Annotated in this window: 16 protein-coding genes; 15 read left to right on the top strand and 1 reads right to left on the bottom strand. The window is 70.5% G+C overall.

Annotated features, from left to right (window positions below):
* The first annotated feature begins 21 nt into the window (after positions 1-21).
* Genes AB0958_RS18760 through AB0958_RS18745 form a run of 4 tightly spaced genes read left to right on the top strand, consistent with a single transcriptional unit; the run spans position 22 to position 6,581 of the window.
* Complete coding sequence (locus AB0958_RS18760) at positions 22-2,607, top strand: hypothetical protein (protein WP_366891545.1); 2,586 nt, start codon at positions 22-24, stop codon at positions 2,605-2,607.
* Between the two features lie 14 nt (positions 2,608-2,621).
* On the top strand, positions 2,622-2,942 hold the full coding sequence (locus tag AB0958_RS18755) for a hypothetical protein (RefSeq protein WP_366891544.1): 321 nt from the start codon (positions 2,622-2,624) through the stop codon (positions 2,940-2,942).
* Positions 2,943-2,953: 11 nt separating this feature from the next.
* Complete coding sequence (locus tag AB0958_RS18750) at positions 2,954-3,349, top strand: hypothetical protein (protein ID WP_366891543.1); 396 nt, start codon at positions 2,954-2,956, stop codon at positions 3,347-3,349.
* 31 nt (positions 3,350-3,380) lie between these two features.
* Positions 3,381-6,581 carry a phage portal protein gene (locus tag AB0958_RS18745; RefSeq protein ID WP_366891542.1) on the top strand — a complete coding sequence of 1,067 codons (3,201 nt, stop codon included), beginning with the start codon at positions 3,381-3,383 and terminating at the stop codon, positions 6,579-6,581.
* On the opposite strand, the gene AB0958_RS18740 is transcribed toward AB0958_RS18745, so the two are convergent.
* Complete coding sequence (locus AB0958_RS18740) at positions 6,565-7,194, bottom strand: endonuclease VII domain-containing protein (protein ID WP_366891541.1); 630 nt, start codon at positions 7,192-7,194, stop codon at positions 6,565-6,567. The genes AB0958_RS18745 and AB0958_RS18740 overlap by 17 nt on opposite strands.
* On the opposite strand from AB0958_RS18740, the gene AB0958_RS18735 reads away from it, so the two are divergent.
* The 11 genes from AB0958_RS18735 (at position 7,193) to AB0958_RS18685 (ending at position 19,435) form a co-directional block, all read left to right on the top strand.
* Positions 7,193-7,573 (top strand): XkdF-like putative serine protease domain-containing protein, encoded by a 381-nt coding sequence (locus AB0958_RS18735; protein WP_366891540.1) that lies wholly within the window; start codon positions 7,193-7,195, stop codon positions 7,571-7,573. The genes AB0958_RS18740 and AB0958_RS18735 overlap by 2 nt on opposite strands.
* A complete protein-coding gene (locus AB0958_RS18730; RefSeq protein WP_366891539.1) occupies positions 7,573-9,141 on the top strand; it encodes a hypothetical protein in 1,569 nt (522 codons plus the stop codon). Before AB0958_RS18735 ends, AB0958_RS18730 begins: the two co-directional genes overlap by 1 nt.
* A 79-nt stretch (positions 9,142-9,220) precedes the next feature.
* Entirely contained in the window at positions 9,221-10,717 is a 1,497-nt protein-coding gene (locus tag AB0958_RS18725; protein ID WP_366891538.1) for a hypothetical protein, read from the top strand.
* A gap of 75 nt (positions 10,718-10,792) precedes the next feature.
* A complete protein-coding gene (locus AB0958_RS18720) occupies positions 10,793-11,218 on the top strand; it encodes a hypothetical protein (protein WP_366891537.1) in 426 nt (141 codons plus the stop codon).
* Positions 11,219-11,244: 26 nt separating this feature from the next.
* Positions 11,245-12,087, top strand: coding sequence for a hypothetical protein (locus AB0958_RS18715; protein ID WP_366891536.1), 843 nt, complete (start codon positions 11,245-11,247; stop codon positions 12,085-12,087).
* Positions 12,088-12,089: 2 nt separating this feature from the next.
* A complete protein-coding gene (locus tag AB0958_RS18710) occupies positions 12,090-12,620 on the top strand; it encodes a hypothetical protein (RefSeq protein ID WP_366891629.1) in 531 nt (176 codons plus the stop codon).
* A gap of 57 nt (positions 12,621-12,677) precedes the next feature.
* Complete coding sequence (locus AB0958_RS18705) at positions 12,678-13,040, top strand: hypothetical protein (RefSeq protein WP_366891535.1); 363 nt, start codon at positions 12,678-12,680, stop codon at positions 13,038-13,040.
* Positions 13,041-13,043: 3 nt separating this feature from the next.
* Positions 13,044-14,300: a phage tail tube protein gene (locus AB0958_RS18700; RefSeq protein ID WP_366891534.1), complete on the top strand. Its 1,257-nt coding sequence runs from the start codon at positions 13,044-13,046 to the stop codon at positions 14,298-14,300.
* Positions 14,301-14,341: 41 nt separating this feature from the next.
* Positions 14,342-14,701 (top strand): hypothetical protein, encoded by a 360-nt coding sequence (locus AB0958_RS18695; protein ID WP_366891533.1) that lies wholly within the window; start codon positions 14,342-14,344, stop codon positions 14,699-14,701.
* Positions 14,702-14,928: 227 nt separating this feature from the next.
* A complete protein-coding gene (locus AB0958_RS18690) occupies positions 14,929-15,393 on the top strand; it encodes a hypothetical protein (RefSeq protein WP_366891532.1) in 465 nt (154 codons plus the stop codon).
* A gap of 49 nt (positions 15,394-15,442) precedes the next feature.
* Complete coding sequence (locus AB0958_RS18685; protein WP_366891531.1) at positions 15,443-19,435, top strand: phage tail tape measure protein; 3,993 nt, start codon at positions 15,443-15,445, stop codon at positions 19,433-19,435.
* The last annotated feature ends 33 nt before the right edge of the window (positions 19,436-19,468 follow it).

Here is a 19,468-nt window from a genome sequence, read left to right as displayed (position 1 = left end):
CCGACCCGGCGGGGGGCGACCATGACGATCTCGGCCGTCGGGAGCCTCCAGCAGAACCGCGGTACCGGGGTCAGCACGCTGACCGTGTCCGGCCCCACCGTCGGCAACGCGTGGCTGCTGATGGTGCGCGTCTCCGACTCCACGATCAGTGTGTCGTCGGTGTCGGGCGGCGGCCCGTCGACCTGGTCGCGGATCGCGTCGGTGAACAGCGGGACCCTCAACGGCACGATCGAGATCTGGCTGGGCACGATCGCGTCGACGGCGTCCACGACGATCACGGTCACCTACAGCGGCACCGTCACCTCGACGTCGACCGAGCTGTGCGCCGAGCAGTTCAGCAGCAGCGTGGCCAACACCGCGTGGGCGGCGGACGGTACGGGCGGGAACACGGTCGCCACCGCGACCACGGCCATCAGCTGGGCGACGCTCACCCCAACCGCCGGGTCCGAGCTGTACATCGGGTACGCGTACGTCTCCAACACGGTGGTCGCCGGATCCACCAGCGGGGTCACCTATACGGTCACCAACGCCGGGAACGGCGTGATCTGGGCGCCGGCGGTCACCGCCACGATCACCCCGACCGCCACACAGAGCGCCTCGGGAAACGCGGCGACGCTCGGGGTTCTCGTCCGCGCCTCGGGCACGGTAACCCTGACCGCCGCCTCCACTACCGCACCCGCGCTGACCCGGCGCGCCGGGATCATCCGGGCGGCGGCAGTGTCGGCCGGCTCGAACCTCACCCGGGCCGCCGCCGTGACCGCTCGGGTGACCGCAGCGGGCGCGGCCAGCGTCCGCCGAGGAGCAGCACGGACCATGACGGTGGCCTCCGCCGCCGCGCAGAGCATCACGGCCGCCGTGACCCGAACCCTCCTCCTCGTCGCGGCCGTCACCGGCATCGGCGCGGTACGGCGCGGCGTCGGACGGCCGCTGTCCACCACCTCGATCGGCGCCCCCGGCGTACGGCGGGCGGTCGCAACAGCGTTTCCCACCGCCCGGACCGCCGGGGCCGCCCTCGCCCGAGGATTCCAGACCAGGCTCATCGCGGGCGTGACCGGTAGCGGCGGACTCACCCGCGGCGTGGGACGCCCCGCCCAGGCGACGGTGTCCGCAACCGGAGCTCTCGGGCGGGCCGTGGCCCAGCGGTACGCCGCCGCCGTCACCTCCACCCCAGTGGCCGCGCTGCGGGCAGCAGTTGCCCGGACGTTCACGGCCGCTGTCACCTCGACGCCCGTGGCCGCCGTGCGGACCGCTGTCGTCCGCACGTACACCGCCGCAGCGACCGGCACGGGCGGGCTCGGGCGGCGCGTCGGGCGGATGCTGACCGCGAGCAGCAGCGTGACGGCCGGGATGAGTACGAGCGGGAACCTCCGCACGATCACCCTGGCCGTCGCCAGCACCGCCGGCACCGCCCTCGGCGTCTCGGCCGCCGTCACCTACGCGCGGGCCGTCAACGCTGCTGCGGCGGTGCAGCGGGCGGGCTCCTGGACCTGGACAGCCACGGTCACCGGCACCGGCCGTCTCGGGCGCCGGGTCGGGCGGGCCTTCACCGTCTCCGGGACGGCGGCCGCGGGCGTCGGGACCGGGCTCGTGCGTTTCTTGACCCTCGCGACCACGGCCACCGTCGTCGCCACGCTGACCACCGGGGGCCGCGTCCTCTACGCGACGTATGCGGTCGCCGCGAGCACAGCTGGCGCGGTGCAGCGGGGCACCGCACGGACCATGGCGGCGGCCGCCGCCGCGACGAGCGCGGTGTCCCGCGCGGTCACCGCCCGGCTGACGGCCTCCGTGGCCGCCGAGGGGCGGCTGCGACGCGGCATCACCCAACTCCTCACGGTCGCCACGACCGGGACACCGGGGACGACCGTGAGGGCCGGGTACAGCCTCGTCCTGACGGTCGGCGCGGCCGTGTCCAGCACGATCGGCGTGGCCCGCTCCACCGTCCTCACCCTCGTGGCCGCCGTGAACGCCACCACCGGCATCGGCCGGGGGGCCGGGACCATCCTGACGACCACCGCGACCAGCACCACGACCATCCGGCGTCGCGCCGCGCTCACCCTCACCGCGCCCGCAACGGCCGCCCGATACCTGGTCCGCTGGCCCGCCATCACCTTCACCGGACACACCACCGCCACGGTCGGTATCGGCCGCGCCGTGGCCTGGACGCTCGCCGCGCCGGCCGCTGCGGGTACAGCCGTCCGGATGGGCGTCGGCCGCGTCCTGGCGGCCACCGTGACGAGCACGGTGGGGCTGCTGCGGGGCGCCGCGCTCACGCACAGCGCGGCCGCCACGTCGACCGCCGGCCTGTCCCGGGCGGCCGCCCTGACCGTCCGCGCCGACGCGCTCGCCGCGGCCCTGGCCCGCCGGAACGTCGCCCGGACGGTGACGGCGACCGCGACCGGCACCGCGACAGCGAGTACCGCCCGGATTTTCGCCCTGCTCCTCACGGCGGCCGCCACGGTCACCGTCGACACCGGGCTGCACCTGACACGGGCGCTCCGCGACGTCGCCCTCACCGTCATCGGAGTCACCACCCGCTGGACGGTCGGCCAGCCCGGCGCCACCTGGCGCGCGTGGCTCACCGGGGGCCGCTGGAACGCCGACGAATAGAGAAGGGGGACCGGGTGCAGAGCATCGACCGCGACTCCCGCCAGTACGTCCAGGCCCAGGTGGAGGCCACTGCCGCCGGGGAGCCGTACAACCCGACCGTCGACATGGTGGAGTTCGCTTTCACCGCGGTCGGCGGTCGGCCGGAGACCTGGTACCCGGGCGGCTGGGACGGCCTTCAGCCCATCCCCGGTACCAACGCCTACCGGGCGCAGGTTCTCGTCGGCCCCGGCAGCAACGGGCCGGTCCTCGCCGCCGGACGGTACGCGGTCTTCCTCCGCATCACCGACACCCCCGAACAGCCCGTGTTCAACGTCGGCCAGCTCAACGTGACCTGAGGAGCCTCACCGTGGCCACCCCCACCCCGCCCAGCAGAAAGCCGTGCGCGGCGTGCGACGAGGACGCCGTCGTCAACTGGCTGCGCCGCCCCACCGAGGCGGAAGTCGCCGAGGTCGTCGCTGTCGAGGAAGAGCGCCGCGCAGAGCTGCGACGGCTCGCCGACAAGCAGCTGCCGCCGCCCGAGTTCGGTCCGCTCCCGACCGCCGACGGCATGACCCGCACCGTCCTGGCCTGCGCCAAGCACGCCATCACCCTCGACGCCGCCGCCCTGATCCATCAGAGCACGTGCACGGCACCGGACCCGGCCGTGCTGCCCGGCTGCAACTGCACCCCGGAGGGCGTCGAGCCCGAGACGCCCCCCGTCACAACCGACGACCTCCCCGACCACTGGGTCACCGGCAGTTGACGCCCGAGCGTAGATAGGAGGCACGCCACCCATGAGCCTCCGTGATCGCCTCGGCAAGGCATTCGGATTCGGGCAGCCCGCCGACATGAAGGCCGGCGAGGAAGCCGCCGGGATGGCCCAGACCCGGCCGTTCTCCCCGGGGGAACCGCTCGCCCCGTACGACGGGTACAGCCGGACCCCGCGGTCGCAGGACTACGTCGCCGGGTACAACATCAACGCCCGGCCGAAGGCCAACGAGCGGGTCAGCTTCGACACGTTGCGCGGGCTCATCGACGCGTACGACATCGCGCAAATGTGCATCTGGCACCGCATCGACTCCATCCGGGCCCTGGACTGGTCCCTCGTCCCCGCCCGCGGCTTCCGGGGCGACGCGGACGCGGCCATCGACCTGGGCATGAAGGTGCTCGCCAAGCCCGACGGGCAGCGCCTGTTCCCGGCGTGGCTGGCGGCCTGGCTGTACGACATCTTGGCGTTCGACGCCGGCACCCTGTACCGGCGCCGGAACCGGGCCGGGCGTCCAATCGGCCTCAAGGTCGTCGACGGGACGACGATCGCTCCCCTCCTGGACTACTGGGGCGACAGCCCGGAGGACCCGGCCCCTGCGTACGTGCAGTACGCGCAGGGTCTGCCGTGGAACCAGCTCAAGCGCAGTGACCTGATCTACGAGCCGTTCCGGCCTCGCTCGAACAGCCCCTACGGGTACGCGCCGCTGGAGTCCATCCTCCTCAACAGCAACACCGACCTGCGCTTTCAGGCGTACTTCCTCCAGCGGTTCACCGAGGGGAACATCCCGGCGGCGTTCGCGAGCGCCCCGGAGAGCTGGACGCCGCAGCAGATCGAGGAGTTCCAGGGCTACTGGGACGCGTTCCTGATGGGCGACCAGGCGATCAAGTCCCAGATCCGGTGGATGCCGGGCGGCGGCAAGATCGAATGGTCGAACGAGAAAGAGTTCTCGGACGGGTTCTCCCTGTTCCTGATGCGGAAGACCTGCGCGGCCTACCACGTCGTCCCCGCGGACCTCGGGTTCACCGAGAACGTCAACCGCAGCAGCGGTGAAACACAGGGCGACGTGCAACACCGCGTCGGTGACCTGCCGCTCGCCAACCACATCGAGGGCATCCTCACCGGTTTCCTCCAGGACGACATGGGCCTACCGGTCCAGTTCGCGTTCGACACCGGGCAGGAGAAGGAAGACCGCCTCACCCTCGCGCAGGCCTGGGGCATCTACATCGACAAGGGCATGGCCAGCGCCGACGAGGGCCGCGAGGAACTCCTGGGCCTGCCCGCCGACCCGCGCCGCCCCACCCCCCGCTTCTACAGCACCACCCACGCCGGTCCGGTCCCGCTCCTGTCCATCGACGGCGTCGGCGGCAGCATCGACCCGGAGACGTACGCGCCAGCCGACGAACAGGACATCCCGGCCCAGCCCGCCGTCCCGGCCGCCGGAGTCATCGCCGCCCCAGGCACCACCGACGCGGCCGCCGTCGACGCGGCCCAGGACACCTACCAGGCGACCGTCCGGCACGCCGCCGAGCAGCAGCCCGAGGCGATCGCCAAGGACGCCGCCCCGGCCCCCGCCGAGGGCATCACCGCCGACACCGGCATCTACGGCAACGACCTCGACGGCCAGGAGGACGACGACGATGAAGCCGCGCTGATCAAGGGAGAGATGGCGGCGTTCCGCAGTTTCCGGAAGTCCCGGCGCCGCACCGGAGTGTGGCGGGACTTCGAGTTCCGCCACGTCGACGCCCGCACCGGCCGCCGCCTCAACCAGGGCGGCCGCCTCGTCGTCCGGAAGGACGCCGGCGACATCGCGTGCACCGGGCTCGTCGTACGGGCCGCCGACACCGGCCGCGTCCTCATGCTCCAGCGGGGCCTCGACCCCGACGACCCGGCGCGCGGCACCTGGGAGTTCCCCGGCGGCCACCTCGAAGGCGACGAACCGCCGGTGGGCGCCGCCGTCCGCGAGTGGTCGGAGGAAACCCGATGCCTCCTGCCGTTCGACCCGATCGGCATGGCGGCCCTCGCAGCCGCGAACCCCGCCTGGGTCTCCGGCATCTACGCCGGATACGTCTACACCATCCCGTCGGAGTCGATGCTCGACCTCGCCCGACGCGACCAGGTGAACAACCCGGACGACCCCGACGGCGACTGCGTCGAGGCCATCGCCTGGTGGGACCCCAACCAGCTGGTCGACAACCCCGTCGTACGGCCGGAACTCCTCGACTCGATCACCCTCGTCCTCCGCGCCCTGGGCGTCGGTGCCGACGGCGACATGGTCTGCCCCTGCGGCATGCCCATCCGGTTCGACGACACCGACGGCTGGATGCACACCGACGGCTCCCACGGTCACGACGACAACGAGTCGGTCTCGGAGAAACTGGGGCTCGCGAAGGCGGCTCACCCAAAAGGTGACGGCGCCCGTGAGGGGTCGGACCGGTGGCCCGGCTGGACGATGGACCTGCGGGCCGTCGCTCACTGGGTGCCCCGGATCATCGACGCCCTGCGCGGCGCCTTCAACGCCCGCGACCTCGCCGGAGCGTGGCTGGCTCTGAACCCGCGCTCCAGCAAGAGCCGGAAAGACGACCGGATCCGGGACCTGAACCAGCAGGCCGAACGCTGGCTTGAGAAGAACGCCCCGGATCTGGCGGCCGCGATCGAGAAGACGATCGCCGGGGTCTACACCGACGGCTACCTCATCGGTGCCCTGTGCGCCGAGGCCGCGATCACCGCGGGCGGCGCCGCCGTCGACTGGGGCAACTGGACCCCGGGCGACACCAAGGCGGCCCAACTCCTCCTCGGGGCGACCGGCGACGGAGCAGGTCTGGAGATCCTGCTCCGCGACAGCGGTGTGACCATCCGCTCGATCGCCGCCAACCGGATCAAGGCCCTCGGGCGGCTCCTCGCCGAGGGGGCGGAGCGCGGCGACAGCCCCACCACGATCGCCGCCGCGATTGAGGGCCTCCTCACGGACGCCAGCCGCGCGGAGATGATCGCGACCACCGAACTCGCCCGCGCAGTCTCGCAGGCCAGCCTCCGCTCCTACATCGCGAACGACATCGAGTTCGTCGAGTGGGTGTCGGCCGGTGACGGCCGCGTCTGCAACCTCTGCGCCGACAACGCCGACGGCGGCCCGCGCCGCCCCGGCACCTTCTTCCCCACCGGCCAGACCGCCCCGCCCGGACACCCCTGGTGCCGCTGCGCCCTCGTCCCGGTCATCCCCGGGATGTAGTCAGGTACCTGATGGCCTGTCGTAGCACCTCCGGGTCGTCCTTGGCGTAGCCGATCATCAGGTTGCAGCGGCTGCACAGGAGGCCACGGACGCACTTCCCGCACGACTTCTTGCGGGGCGGACAGCACCCGTGGTCGTGGTCTACATGCATTCCGTCCTCGGGGGTCGGCTGCGTGCCGCATATCGCGCATCCGCCGCCCTGTGACTCCAGGAGCGCGGCGTACGCCTCGGGCGTCAGCTTGTACCGCCTGAACGGTGCGTAGTGGTACTCGCACCACCCGAGACCCGCATGCGGGCGCGGGCAGTCCGGTACCGAGCAGCTTCCGTCCGACGGGCGCTTGAGCGGGATGTGCGCCTGCACGTCACCGAACTTGTCCTCTCGTCGCAGGTGACCAACGCACAGGCGGCGCGCCTCGATAGGTCGCTCGCACCCTTCAACGCGGCAGTTCCCCGAGCGCTTCTGACGGCCAGCAATCGGCACGTCGGGCTGAACGTCACCGGTCTTCTTCCACCGGCTGTAGTGCGACTGACACCACCCGCGGGCGTACAAGGGGAGGTTGCAGGTGGGCACTGAACAGGACTTTTTCACTCTTCCATTGTAAAGGCATGCCATGACAGAGCCCCAGAGATACCTACTGGGAGTCGCCTACCAGGCAGGCCCCGACCCGATGATCAAGCGCGGCGCCGACGGCGGCCGGGATTACTTCAGCCCCGCCGAGCTGGAGAAAGCGGCGTGGAGCTTCCTGCCGGGCGGCGCCCAGGTCGGTCTCTTCCACGGGCCGGACAACACCATCGGCCACTTCACGGTGACCGAGTCATACATCTACCGCGGCCCGGACTGGGACCTCGGTGACGGCACGGTGGTCAAGGCCGGTGACTGGCTGGTTGGCGGCATCTGTGACGAAGTCGCCTGGCAGCTCTACAAGTCGGGTCAGGTCACCGGGTTCTCACCGCAGGGATCGGCACGCCGCGTCACCCCCCGGAGCAGCTGATGCCCACATCCCCTGACGACGAGTTCACCGAGCTGGTCGATGCGGACATCCCCCGCGTCGACCTGGTCGACAAGGCCGCGAACGGCATGAGCTTCCTCATCGCCAAGCGCGCTGACACCGATCAGGCGGGCCTCGTCGACCCCGACCTCATCCGCGGCCTCATCGGCAAGACCGCCGACACCGAGCCCGCACCAGCCGACGACCCGGGCTGGACGGTCACCGTGACCGGCCGGCCGGGCTACGACGCCCTCGCCTCCCTCCTCACGAAGCACGGCGGCCGCCTGGTCCCCGACATCATCACGAAGGACACGGACATGGCCGCCGAACCCGACCTCGACCCGACCAAGATCCTCGCCGAGCCCGAGGGCACCGCCCCGGGCAACGTCAACACCCCCGGATCGCCCGCGTGGGAGGCCGTCGACGCGGCCACCGCCCGGAAGTGGACGGCGATCCTCTCGCGCGCCAAGGCCGCTCTCCTCGTGATGGAGGACCGGGAGGTCATGGAGTCCGTGGCGGGCGACGCCGACGACTTCGACCAGTCCCTCGACCTCAACAGCGCGGCGTGCGCCATCGACTACGCCATCAGCGTCCTCGCCCCCTTCGCGGTGAACGAGCAGGCCGAGGTCGACAACGTCGAGGCCCTGGAGGCGATCGGCAAGGCCCTCATCGGCGGCCTGCCGGACCCGCTGGAGGTCATCGAGTCCCTCGGGCAGGTCCGGAAGGCCGGCCGCTCCCTGTCCGCCGCGAACGAGAGGGCGATCCGGGACGCCGTCGAGTCCCTCACCAAGGTACTCGCCAGCCTCCCGGCCGCCCCCGACACCCCGGAGAGCGGCCAGCCGGTCGCCAAGAAGGAGAACCTCATGCCGGAGACCGGCAACGCCCCCGAGACCACCGTCGACACCCCGGCCGTCGCCCCGGACGCGGTCGGCAAGGCCGACGGCGAGGGCAAGGCCCCGATGGTCGCCGTCTACGACGCCAAGGGCAAGCTCGTCGGCATCGTAGACCCGACCGAAATCACCCCGATCTCCGGGGCCGACGCTGCCGAGGACGAGCAGCCGGAGGCCCCGGCGGCGGCCGACGACCTGGAGCCGGCCCCGGCCGCCGCGGTCGGCGTGCCCGCCGAGGACGTCGCCAAGGAGGCCCCGGCGGACACCGCCCAGGCCGACGACGACGTCACCAAGTCCACCCCCGGCACCGAACCGGACGTTTCCAAGAGCAGCGACCTCGCAGAGCTGGTCAAGGGCATGCTCGCCGAGCACAGCGCCACGCAGACGGAGCTGGTCACCAAGCAGGGTGCAGCGATCGTCGAACTGGCGGGCCTCGTCGAGACCCTCAAGGGCCAGGTGCAGACGCTGGAGGAGCAGCCGGCCCCGCCGCAGGTGTTCGCCAACGGAGTGCAGCCGATGCTGCGCGGCCAGGAGCGCGGCGCGCCCCCGGTCGACGTGGCCAAGGCCCGCGAGCTGAAGAACACCCTCTACACCGGCACGGCCCCCGAGCAGAACGCGGCCGCGATCGAGATGCAGCAGGGCGCTATCGCGGAACTCGCGCGAATCCACAACGGCGGCTGACCGCCACACCCTCCCCACCAACTCCGAGCCCCCGGAACGCGACTGCGTCCGGGGGTTTTGCATGCCCAGGAGGCACCCCTTGAGCGCTGCGCTCGAAAACGTCACCGCCGAGACCCTGGACGCCATCGCCAAGGCGCAGACGACCGGCATCACGACCAACACCGGCGTCTACAGCTACGACCTGTCCGGTCTGGTCTCCCTCATCCCCGTCAACACGCCGTTCCGAGACATCGTCTCCCGCGTCAAGAGCCCGGACGGGAACCCGTTCGCGAACTGGCGCGCGATCATGGACACCACCAGCGCGCAGCCGGACCCGTCCATGGGCTACGACTACGCGGCCAACGAGGTCGTGTTCAAGGAACAGGATTTCCAGGCGAAGTACATGCCCACGGGCCTGGCCGGCATGGCCACCCAGGACGCGTACGACCTCGGTAGCGGCTACGCTGACCCGTTCCAGATCGCCACCTTCCAGACCCTGAACCAGGTGCTGATCGGCGACGACCGGAAGTTGATCGGCGCGCAGTCCTTCGCGCTCGCCCGGCCGGCCGCGCCGACCATCGTGCAGTCGGCCACCGGCGGCACCATCGGCGCCGTCACCGTGTACGTCGGTGTCGCGGCCCGCACCGGGTCCGGCTACTACTACGGCTCGGGTAACTCCCAGGGCAACAGCGCGTCCACGGTGTTCGCGTCGGGCTCCACGAACAGCCTGACCGCGACCGTCGGCGCTGTCCGAGGCGCGGTCGCCTACGACTGGTTCCAGTCGGCCAACGGCACGACCTGGTACTACTACACGACCACCACGGTCAACACCGTCCAGATGACCAAGGTCATCGGCACGAACCAGGCGCTGCCGTCCGGGACCGCGGTCCCGGACCTGACCAGCAACTGGAAGGGCGCGGCCAACACCGCCCCGACGTTCAACGCCGCCGCCGACAACGGCAGCGCGAACGCCAACGACTACGACGGGTTCCTCGCGTCGCTGTCCGGCGACTACAGCACCACCGGCCAGTGGGTGCAGCCGGGCACCGCCAACGCCAACCCGTCCATCTACAAGTCGCTGGACGGTGCGGCTCTGACCCTGGCTGGCGGTGCCGTCCAGGAGATCGAGACGTACATCTTCCTCCAGCTCTGGAACCAGATCAAGGCATCGCCGACCGCGCTGATGATGAACGCGGCGCAGGCCCAGGAGATCGCCAACCTGGTCCTCGGCTCGACCAGCGCGACGACCTTCCTGAACACCGACCAGAGCGGCCGCATCAACGTGACCGCCGGCGGCCGCGTCGGGCAGATCGTCAACGCCCCGGCCGGTGGCGTCACCGTGCCGATCGAGGTCCACACCTCGCTGCCCCCGGGCACGATCATCGCTCGCACCGACCGGGTGCCTTTCCCGCAGGCCAACATCTCGAACGTGCTGGAGTACCGGAACCTCCGGGACTGCGCCCAGTTCGACTACGGCATCTCCCGCAACCCGGGTGTCGCCGGTGGCGGCCCGCGCCGGGAGTTCGAGATCCGGTCGGTCGGCGCGTTCGTGAACCGCGCCCCCGTCGCCATGGGCGTCCTGTCCAACGTCGGCTGATGACCCGTCGGGCCCCGCAGCACGCTGCGGGGCCCCCGGCGTCCCCCTCACTCACCCACCTCGATTGGAGCAGGCATGCGCCTGTACACGCTCACGGGCGCTACCGCCCTCGACGACGCCGAGTACGGCAAGTTCGAAGCCGACGAGAACGGCGGCTTCGACTTCCCCGACGACGTCTCCGACCGTCTCGTCTCCTTCCACGTCGGTGGCCGGCCGATGTGGGAGACCGACACCGAGCGCCAGCGGCGGCTCGTCCTCGAAGAGATGGACCGCCGGAAGGACCCGGCGACCCTCCTCAGCGCGGTCGAGCAGCTGGTGCGGGCCGCGCAGGCCACCGCCGCACTCACCCCCGTCGTGGCTCAGGCCTCGGATGCCGCGCAGCAACTCGGCGGCGCCCTCCAGAAGTCCGAGGACGGCGACCCGACCCCCGCGACGCCCCCGGCGGCCGACGACCAGGCGAAGCCCGCCCGGAAGCGCGCGGCCGCCAAGCCCACCGAGTAGGCCCCGCACGGAGGAGGTGACCGGTCATGGCCCTCACCCCGTACGTGACCGCCGAGGAGTTCCGGGCCCACCCGACCTACCTCGACACCGAGACGCTGCGGCCCGGGATCATGGACCCCAGCGCGCAGACGGACGAGCTGACGAACATGCTGCTCAGCTCGTCCGAGTGGGCCGACAACCAGTGCAACCAGCCGCTCGCCGCGCACCGGGTCGACCGGCACACCCGAGCGCGGGTCGAGGACGGGAACCTGATCGTGTTCCCGTCCGACCGGCCCGTGCTGTCCGTCGCCGCCGTCTCCTACGGCGCGACGATGTCCCGCATGTCGTACGTCGTCGGCCCGACGGTTCGGGTCGACGACAACCAGACGATCTACATCCCCGTCGGGGGAGCGGCCCAGGGCCGGGTGTGGGCCGACTTCACCTACACCGCGGGCTGGGTGTCGACCCTCCTGGCGGACCACGCCTCTCCTGGGGCCACGTCGGTGACCGTCATGGACCCGACCGGGATCCTGCCCGGCGGCTCCTACCGGCTGTGGGAGCCCGGCGTCGAGGAGTACGTCGTCGTCGACCCGTCCTGGACGCCGCCCGCGTTCACGACGCCGATCACGCCCGTCTCCATCCCGCTCGCCACCCCGACGGTGAACGCGCACACCGCGGGCTACAGCTTCTCCGGCATGCCCGCGGACATGCGGCTCGCGGTCATCAACTACACGGTCTCTCAGCTGATGCGCCCCGACACGGCAGCTGAGGACTCCTACCCCGACACCAACCTGTCGCCCGGCACCCGGAAGAAGGACCCGCGCAAGGACGGGTCCGGCCTGGTCGCCGAAGCGGTGCGGATCCTGAACTCCTACGCGAGGCGCATGTGAGCATGCAATCGGTCCTGGACGGGATCTGCCGGTACTTCGGCGGCGCGTACGACGAGCAGACCCGAAGCTACCGGTCCTCGCCGCTGTCGAACGCCGGCGTCGGCGTCGTACGCCGCGCGTTCGGCAAGCAGGACGACCACGCCGAGTACTTCCTGGGCATGCCGCCCGGCACCCGCACCGGCTGCCACATGGTGGTGTTCATCGCCCAGAGCAGCGAGCGGCGGATCGCACTCGGCGGCGAGCACAACGGTCAGAAGCAGGTGGTCTACGACGTGACCCTGAACTGCTTCCTCCGCTCCAACAGCGCGTTCGCCGAGGACGCCCAGGACGACGCGTTCGCCCTGCGGGACGCGCTCGTGGAGCACATGCACCAGAGCCGCACCCTCGACGGCGCGGTCTTCCAAGCCGGCGAGTACGTCGAGAACGGGCTCGGCAGCATCGACTGCCGTTTCGCCCAGCCGGAGACCAAGGCCCAGCTCACCAAGGGCTTTCTCGAGGTGCGGTTCGCCGCCATCGAGATCTTCAACGCCTGACCGGCCAGGCGCCCCCTCCTCCCTTTTCCTTTCACCTTCTCTGCCTGCGGAGTCCGCATGCCCACACCCAAGTCCCCGCCCGCCCGGGACCCCGAGCCGACTCCGCAGCCGGAGGAGGCCGCAGCCCCCGCCGAGGCGCCCACCGTCGTCGTGACGAAGCCGGTCACCGAGACCCAGGCGGCCGAGGCCGCCGAGGACGCAGCCCCGGCCGCAGCGCCGCCGGGCGTGTACGAGTACACGCACATCTCCGACTGCGTGTACCCGCACGTCCCGCTGACCTGCCGGGCCGCGACCGCCACCGCCGACGCCACGGTCTTCGACTGGCCGGACGGTCCGCCCGCCGACGGCCGCTGGGCCCCCACCACCAAGACGCCCAACCAGGTCGCGGACAACGCCGCGCCGCTCGTCAGCGAGGAGTGACCGGTGCCCGCCACCCCCACCACGTTCGCACCCACCAAGCAGTTCGTCGGGGTCGCCGCCGAAACGGCCGGCCAGGGCTCCGGGACCCCGATGACGTCCACGGTCCTCGTCGACAGCGTCAAGGCGAAGGACAACCAGACCTTCCTCGACGACAAGAGCTGGCGCGGGTCGATGGCGACCGACAGCTTCGCCAAGATCCCCGGCACGAAGACCGCGGACATCGAACTCGGCGGCCCCGCGTACGGCGACGGCCTCGGCTTCTGGCTGAGGAACATCCTCGGCGACGTCGCCTGGGTCGGCACCTCGACCGGCAGCGGCGGCACCACCCTGTCCGTCGCGGGCACGGTCGGCGCGTCCTCCATCCAGACCGCGGCGACCATCCCGGCCGGTACGACCGTGCAGATCGGTTCCGGGGCGACGGCCGAGTGCTTCATCACCGGCACGCCGACGGGTGCCGGGCCGTACACCATCCCGCTCACCACCCCGTCCGGCGGACTGGTGTTCCAGCACGCCATCGGGCAGCCGGTGCAGCCGGTCACCGGCCCGTACTCCCAGGCGTACAGCCTCCTCAACGGGTCCGGCTCAAGCCAGCCGATGACCCACGCCCTGACCCACTTCCTCGGCCCCACCGCGGCGACCGGCGCCCGCATCTACCCGGGCCTGTGCCTGTCCGAACTCGGGCTGAAGTGGTCGGCGGAGTCGGAGCTGCTGACCTGGTCGGGCAAGGGGACGTCGTGGGCGTCCATCCCGGCCGGGGCCACGCCCGTCGCGAACCCGTCGACGGTGCTGCCTGTCGCCTCCTGGCGGATGGTCATCGGCATCGGCGGCCCCGCGGCCGGCGGCACCCTGATCTCCACGGTCAGCGACGGCGAACTGACCATCAAGCGCGAGCTGGAGCCCAAGTTCACGACCACCGGCTCCCAGAACCCGTACATCATCCAGCGCGGCGGCGTCTCGGTGGAGGGCAAGCTCACGTTCATCGCTGCGGACGAGAGCCCGCTGCTGTGGATGCTGAACAACACCCAGCCGTCGTTGCAGCTCATCCTCGACAACGGGCTCACCGGCCCCAACAAGATCACGTTTCAGGTCGACCTGGGCGCGGCCGCGTTCACCGACTCCGAGGCCGACGGCTCCAAGTCCGCGGTGGAATACAGCAACTCCTTCAACGCGATCCTCAACACCACCAACGCCGGGGGCAGCGGGGGCTACAGCCCCATCAAGGTCACCATGACCAACAACGTCCCGCCCGGCACGTTCTGATCCTCTCTCACCCTCACTCCCTCACCTGTATCGGAGAAGCCATGTCCACGACCGAGCGCGTCAAGCTCCCTTCCGGCGGCTGGGTCCAGCTGCGTGACCCCCAGACCCTGCGGCGCGGCGACAAGCAGCGCGCCATGCGCGCCATCAAGAGCGTCGAGGGCGGCGACGTCGGCCAGTCCCTCGACCTCCTCAACGGGCTGCTCACCGTCCTCATCCTGGACTGGTCGTACCCGATGCCGGTCCCGAGCGAGGCGCCCGGCTCCCTGGAGTTGATCCCGCTGGAGGACGACGAGGCCCTCAATGAGGCCATCGAGCCCGCCCGCGCGGTCCTCTTCCCGGAGAAGCCGGACCCGAAGGACGTTGCGGACCCGGCGTCCCCTACCGAGCCCTCCGCCGCCTAAGGGCCCGGCTGGAGGGGGAGAAGGTCCCGCCTGGTCACCCGATCACACCGGTTGACCAGGCGTTCGACTACCTCTGGTACGCCGAGCGGTACCGGTGGACCCCGGCGCAGGTCGATGAACTCCCGGCGTGGCTGGACGTGTGGCTTCCGCAGATGGCGGTCGTCCTCGACGAGGTCAAGGCGGCCAAGCAGGAGAAGGCCATGAAGGACGCCGAACGGGGGTGAGCCGTGTCCGGGCAGGCAGTCGAGGTCATCGGCGTTGCCGAGCTGAACGCCGCGCTCGTGGGGCTGTTCACCTCCGTCAGCGCGGCAACCCGGGTGGCGACGGCACAGGCCTCCCACCTCCTGGAGCGGGAGATCAAGACCACGCTGGCGACGAGCAGTCACCGGCGCGGTACTCCGACGCCGTCCAGCCCCGGGGAGCCTCCGTCGCTCATCACGGGCACGCTGCGCCGCTCGATCACCGTGCAGGGGCCCGTTCCGCTCGGGATGGGCCGGTGGATGGCCGAGGTCGGGCCGACGGCCGTGTACGGGCGGATCCAGGAACTTGGCGGCCCCACCGGGCGCGGGGGAGCCACCGTGCTCCCGCCACGCCCGTTCGTGCAGCCGTCGTACGAGCGGCTCGCGGCGACCGGCGCGCTCACGAACATCTACCACTCCGCGTGGCGAACGGCGATCAGCCGCCGCCACTGACGTGACGTAACACCGCGCCCACGGCGCCCTACCCAGGAAGGGGGGCGCCGTGTCTCAGGGCACCCTTCTGCCGCCCGTGGTGGTCCGCCTCATGGGCGACATCACCCAGCTCAAGGGGACGCTCGCCGAGGCCCGTACGCGGGTCGACGGCACTGCGGGCGGTTTCAAGAAGGCTGGGGCGACGGCGTACGCCGGCCTCGCCACGATGGGCCGCTCGGTCTCCCTGATCGGCGCGGGCGTCGCGGTGGCGAGCACCAAGATGGCCGCGGACTTCCAGTCCGAGACCCTGGTCCTGCACACCGCGGCGGGGGAGAGCCTCAAGGGCCTCCAGACGGTCCGGCAGGGCATCAAGGACGTTGCCGCAGATACCGGCACCACGATCCCGAACCTGACCGACGGCATGTACCAGGTCGAAAAGGCCGGGTACAGGGGCGCCCAGGGCATCACGGTCCTCAAGGCGGCCGCCCAGGGCGCCCGCGAGGAGAACGCCCAACTCAGCACCGTGACCAACGCGATGACCAGCGTCATGGCGTCGTACCACTACCACGCGTCCGACTCCGTGCGTGTCATGAACGCGCTCAAAACGGCCGCTGGTGAAGGCAAGATGACCATGGAGGAGTTCGCGGGCTCCCTGTCCACGGTCCTCCCCCTCGCCTCCGCCAACAAGATCGGGTTCGATCAGGTTGCGGGCGCCCTGGCCACGCTCACGCAGCACGGCACCTCCGCCCGAGAGGGCACGCAGGAACTCGCCTCCACCATCCGCAACCTGGCCAAGCCGAACGACGTAGCGGTCAAGGAGATGCAGCGCTTCGGCCTGTCCTCGATCGACGTCTCCACCAAGCTCGGCAAACGGGGCCTGACGGGCACCCTCGACATGCTGTCGAAGGCAGTCCTGTCGAAGATGGGCCCGTCGGGCACCGTACTGATCAGCGCGTTCAACAAGTCGACTCAGGCGGCCAAGGACGCGGACACCATGGTCCGCAGCATGCCCAAGGGCATCCAGAGCCTGGCGCGCTCGTACAGCTCGGGGAAGCTGAGCCTCGCGGACTGGCGGCAGGCGCTGAAGGGCCTCCCGCCCGAGCAGGCGAACCTGCTGAGCCAGTACGCCACGTTGCAGAACAAGACCCACGGGTTCAGCGACGCCCTCAAGAAGGGCGGCCCTGCGGCCAAGACGTACACCGACGCCATCGCCCGGATGACCGGCGGTGCAATCGGCCTCAACACCACCTTGCAGCTCACCGGCAAGGAGAACATGGCCGGGTTCAACGATCGTGTCGAGAAGATCGGCAAGTCGCTGAACCACAGCAGCAAGGACGTCGAGGGCTGGAAGGAGACCAGCAAGAGCCTCAACGTCCAGATGGCGCAGCTCAAGCAGCGGGCGGAAGTCCTCGCCATCGACATCGGGACCAAGCTCATCCCGGTTGTCTCCGCGGTCATCACCTTCTTCGTTCAGCACAAGACCGCTGCTGCCGCGCTCGCCGCGGTCATCGGCGGCGTCCTCGCCCTGTCCGTCGTCGCCTACACGGCGAAGGTGGTCACCTCGGGAGTCAAGAGCCTGTCTGCCTTCGGGCGGATGGGCATGGCCGGCATCAACATGGGCCGCCGCGTCGCCCAGGGCTTCAAGGACGCCCGGGTCGCCGAGTCCGCGTTCTCCGGGAAGGCGGGCAGCTTCGGCGGGATCCTCCGCAAGGGCTGGGACGCTTCGGTCTCCGGCTCGAAGCGGGCCATCTCGGGCGTCCGCACGTTCGCCACGACCGTCGGCCGGGCGACGAAGGCGGGTGCCGCGTCCGCCTGGACCGGCATGGTCAACGGCGTCAAGGCTGTCGGCCTGGCCATGAAGACCGCCGCCCTCGCGTCCTGGAACTTCGCGAAGGCCACCGCAGCTTCGACGCTCGCCGCCATCCGGTCGGCGGCCGCCTGGGCGGTACAGAAAGTCCAGGTGGCTGCCGCAGCGATCGCGGAGAAGGCTGCGGCGACCGCTCAGTGGCTGCTGAACATGGCCATGATGGCGAGCCCGCTCACCCTGGTCGTCATCGCGATTGTCGCTCTCGTTGCGGGCCTGATCCTGGCGTACAACAAGATCGGTTGGTTCCGGGCGTTCGTCGATACGGCGTTCCGGGGCATCGCCGCGGTGATCGGCTGGGTCGTCGGGTTCGTCAAGTCGCACTGGCAGTTGATGCTGGTGCTGATCACCGGGCCGATCGGCCTCGCGATCGTACTGGTGATCAAATACTGGAGCCAGATCAGCTCTGCCGTGTCGACGGCCGTCTCGTGGGTCGTCGGGTTCGTGAAGTCGCACTGGCAGCTGCTGCTCGGGCTGATCACCGGACCGATCGGTCTCGCGGTCGACCTGGTGATCAAGTACTGGGGGAAGATCTCCTCCGGGTTCTCGGACGCCTACAAGGCGACCGTGTCCGTCGGCCGCTCCCTCGGTAGTTGGGTCAGCGGATTGCCTGGCCGGATCTACGGCTACCTCTCCAGCCTCGGCAGCGGTCTGTCGTCGAGGGCCTCGACGGCCTGGTCGGAGTTCAAGTCGGCCACCGTCGCGAAAGCGACCGAGGCGATCACGTGGGTGCGGGGCGTGCCCGGGAGAGCGCGGGCTGCGCTCGGGAACCTGGGCTCGTACCTGTACTCCTCGGGCCGGGCGCTGCTCCAGGGGTTCGTCAGCGGCATCAAGTCGATGGTGAGCGCGGCGGTGAACGCGACGCACAGCGTGCTGTCGTCCGTCAGCGATCTCTTCCCGCACAGCCCGGCGAAGACGGGCCCGTTCTCCGGGCGCGGCTGGACGCTGCATTCGGGGCGCGCCCTGATGGACGGCTTGGCACAGGGTATCCGCGAGAACTCCTCGAACCCGGTGGCGATCATGCGGGGCGCCGCTCAGGCCACCTCGGACGCGTTCGCCAAGACCCTGGGCATCGCGTCTCCGAGCCGTGTGTTCCGCAGCCTCGGCATCTACGTCAACGAGGGTCTCGTCGACGGTCTGACCGGCTCGACCGCCCGGGTGAAGGCAGCGACTCGGCGGATCGAGTCCCTGCTCATCCAGACCTACAACAAGGTCGCTGACCTCAAGGGCACGAAGGGCGTCAGTAACCGGTGGGTGAAGTCCCACGAGGCGACCCTCAAGAAGCTGGAGGCGAACGTCAAGAAGGAGGACAAGCTCCTCCGGTCGCTGGCCGCCAAGCGGGACAGCGTCGCCGCGCAGCTCAAGACCGCTCAGTCGAAGCTGAAAAGCCTCCAGAAGCAGTGGTCTGACCAGGTCAAGTCGACGGCCGACGGCATCAAGCAGGGCTTTTCGATCGTCACGGAGGCCCCGCAGGACGGTGTTGCGCTCACCGCGCAGGACGTCCTCAACAAGATGCGCGACCAGATGGCCAAGGCCGTCCAGTTCAGCGCGCAGCTCCAGGCGCTGAAGAAGAAGGGCCTGAGCAGCGACCTCATCGCGCAGATCGCTGCGGCCGGCGTGGACCAGGGCGGCGCTACGGCCGCCGCGCTCTCTGGGGCGACGAAGTCGCAAATCGATCAGATCAACGCCGTCAACAAGACGACGAACGCTGCGGCGACCAACGCGGGCAAGGCCGTGGCCGACTCGATGTACGGGTCGGGCATCAAGGCCGCGCAGGGCCTGGTCAAGGGACTCCAGTCCCAAGAGAAGAAGATCGAACAGCAAATGCTCAAGATCGCCAAGAGCATGCAGAAGGCGATCAAGAAGGCGCTCGGCATCCACAGCCCCTCGCGGGTGTTCGCGGCGATCGGCCAGTGGATCCCCAGGGGCCTGGCGGCCGGTGTCGACGACGGCGCAACGCACGCGACCGGCGCGATCAGCCGTCTCGCCGCCTCCATGGTGGGCGCCAGCGACTTCACCGGCAGCGGCATGTCGCTCGCCGCGGCCGCCGGCGGCGGCACGGTCATCCACCAGACGACCGTCCACGTGGAGGTCAAGGGCCACGTCCTCACCGAGAAGAACCTCCGCGACGTCGTCGAGAAGCAGATGCTCCGCCTGGGGGCCCGCAACTCGAAGACATACGAGCCGTACAAGCGATAGATCGAGAGGCGCCACCGGGCGCCGGATGGGTGG

It is taken from the genome of Streptomyces sp. NPDC006655 (genome assembly GCF_040703965.1).
In the GTDB taxonomy this organism is placed as follows: Bacteria; Actinomycetota; Actinomycetes; order Streptomycetales; family Streptomycetaceae; genus Streptomyces.
The sequence above is the reverse complement of the archived record's forward strand: the minus strand, read 5'-3'. Positions and strand labels throughout refer to the sequence as shown.

Bases quoted from the DNA above. Each gene is read 5' to 3' on its own strand.
- AB0958_RS18760 (WP_366891545.1), top strand. From the start codon at position 22: ATGACGATCTCGGCCGTCGGGAGCCTCCAGCAGAACCGCGGTACCGGG.
- AB0958_RS18745 (WP_366891542.1), top strand. From the start codon at position 3,381: ATGAGCCTCCGTGATCGCCTCGGCAAGGCATTCGGATTCGGGCAGCCC.
- AB0958_RS18735 (WP_366891540.1), top strand. From the start codon at position 7,193: ATGACAGAGCCCCAGAGATACCTACTGGGAGTCGCCTACCAGGCAGGC.
- AB0958_RS18740 (WP_366891541.1), bottom strand. From the start codon at position 7,194: ATGGCATGCCTTTACAATGGAAGAGTGAAAAAGTCCTGTTCAGTGCCC.
- AB0958_RS18730 (WP_366891539.1), top strand. From the start codon at position 7,573: ATGCCCACATCCCCTGACGACGAGTTCACCGAGCTGGTCGATGCGGAC.
- AB0958_RS18720 (WP_366891537.1), top strand. From the start codon at position 10,793: ATGCGCCTGTACACGCTCACGGGCGCTACCGCCCTCGACGACGCCGAG.
- AB0958_RS18715 (WP_366891536.1), top strand. From the start codon at position 11,245: ATGGCCCTCACCCCGTACGTGACCGCCGAGGAGTTCCGGGCCCACCCG.
- AB0958_RS18710 (WP_366891629.1), top strand. From the start codon at position 12,090: ATGCAATCGGTCCTGGACGGGATCTGCCGGTACTTCGGCGGCGCGTAC.
- AB0958_RS18705 (WP_366891535.1), top strand. From the start codon at position 12,678: ATGCCCACACCCAAGTCCCCGCCCGCCCGGGACCCCGAGCCGACTCCG.
- AB0958_RS18695 (WP_366891533.1), top strand. From the start codon at position 14,342: ATGTCCACGACCGAGCGCGTCAAGCTCCCTTCCGGCGGCTGGGTCCAG.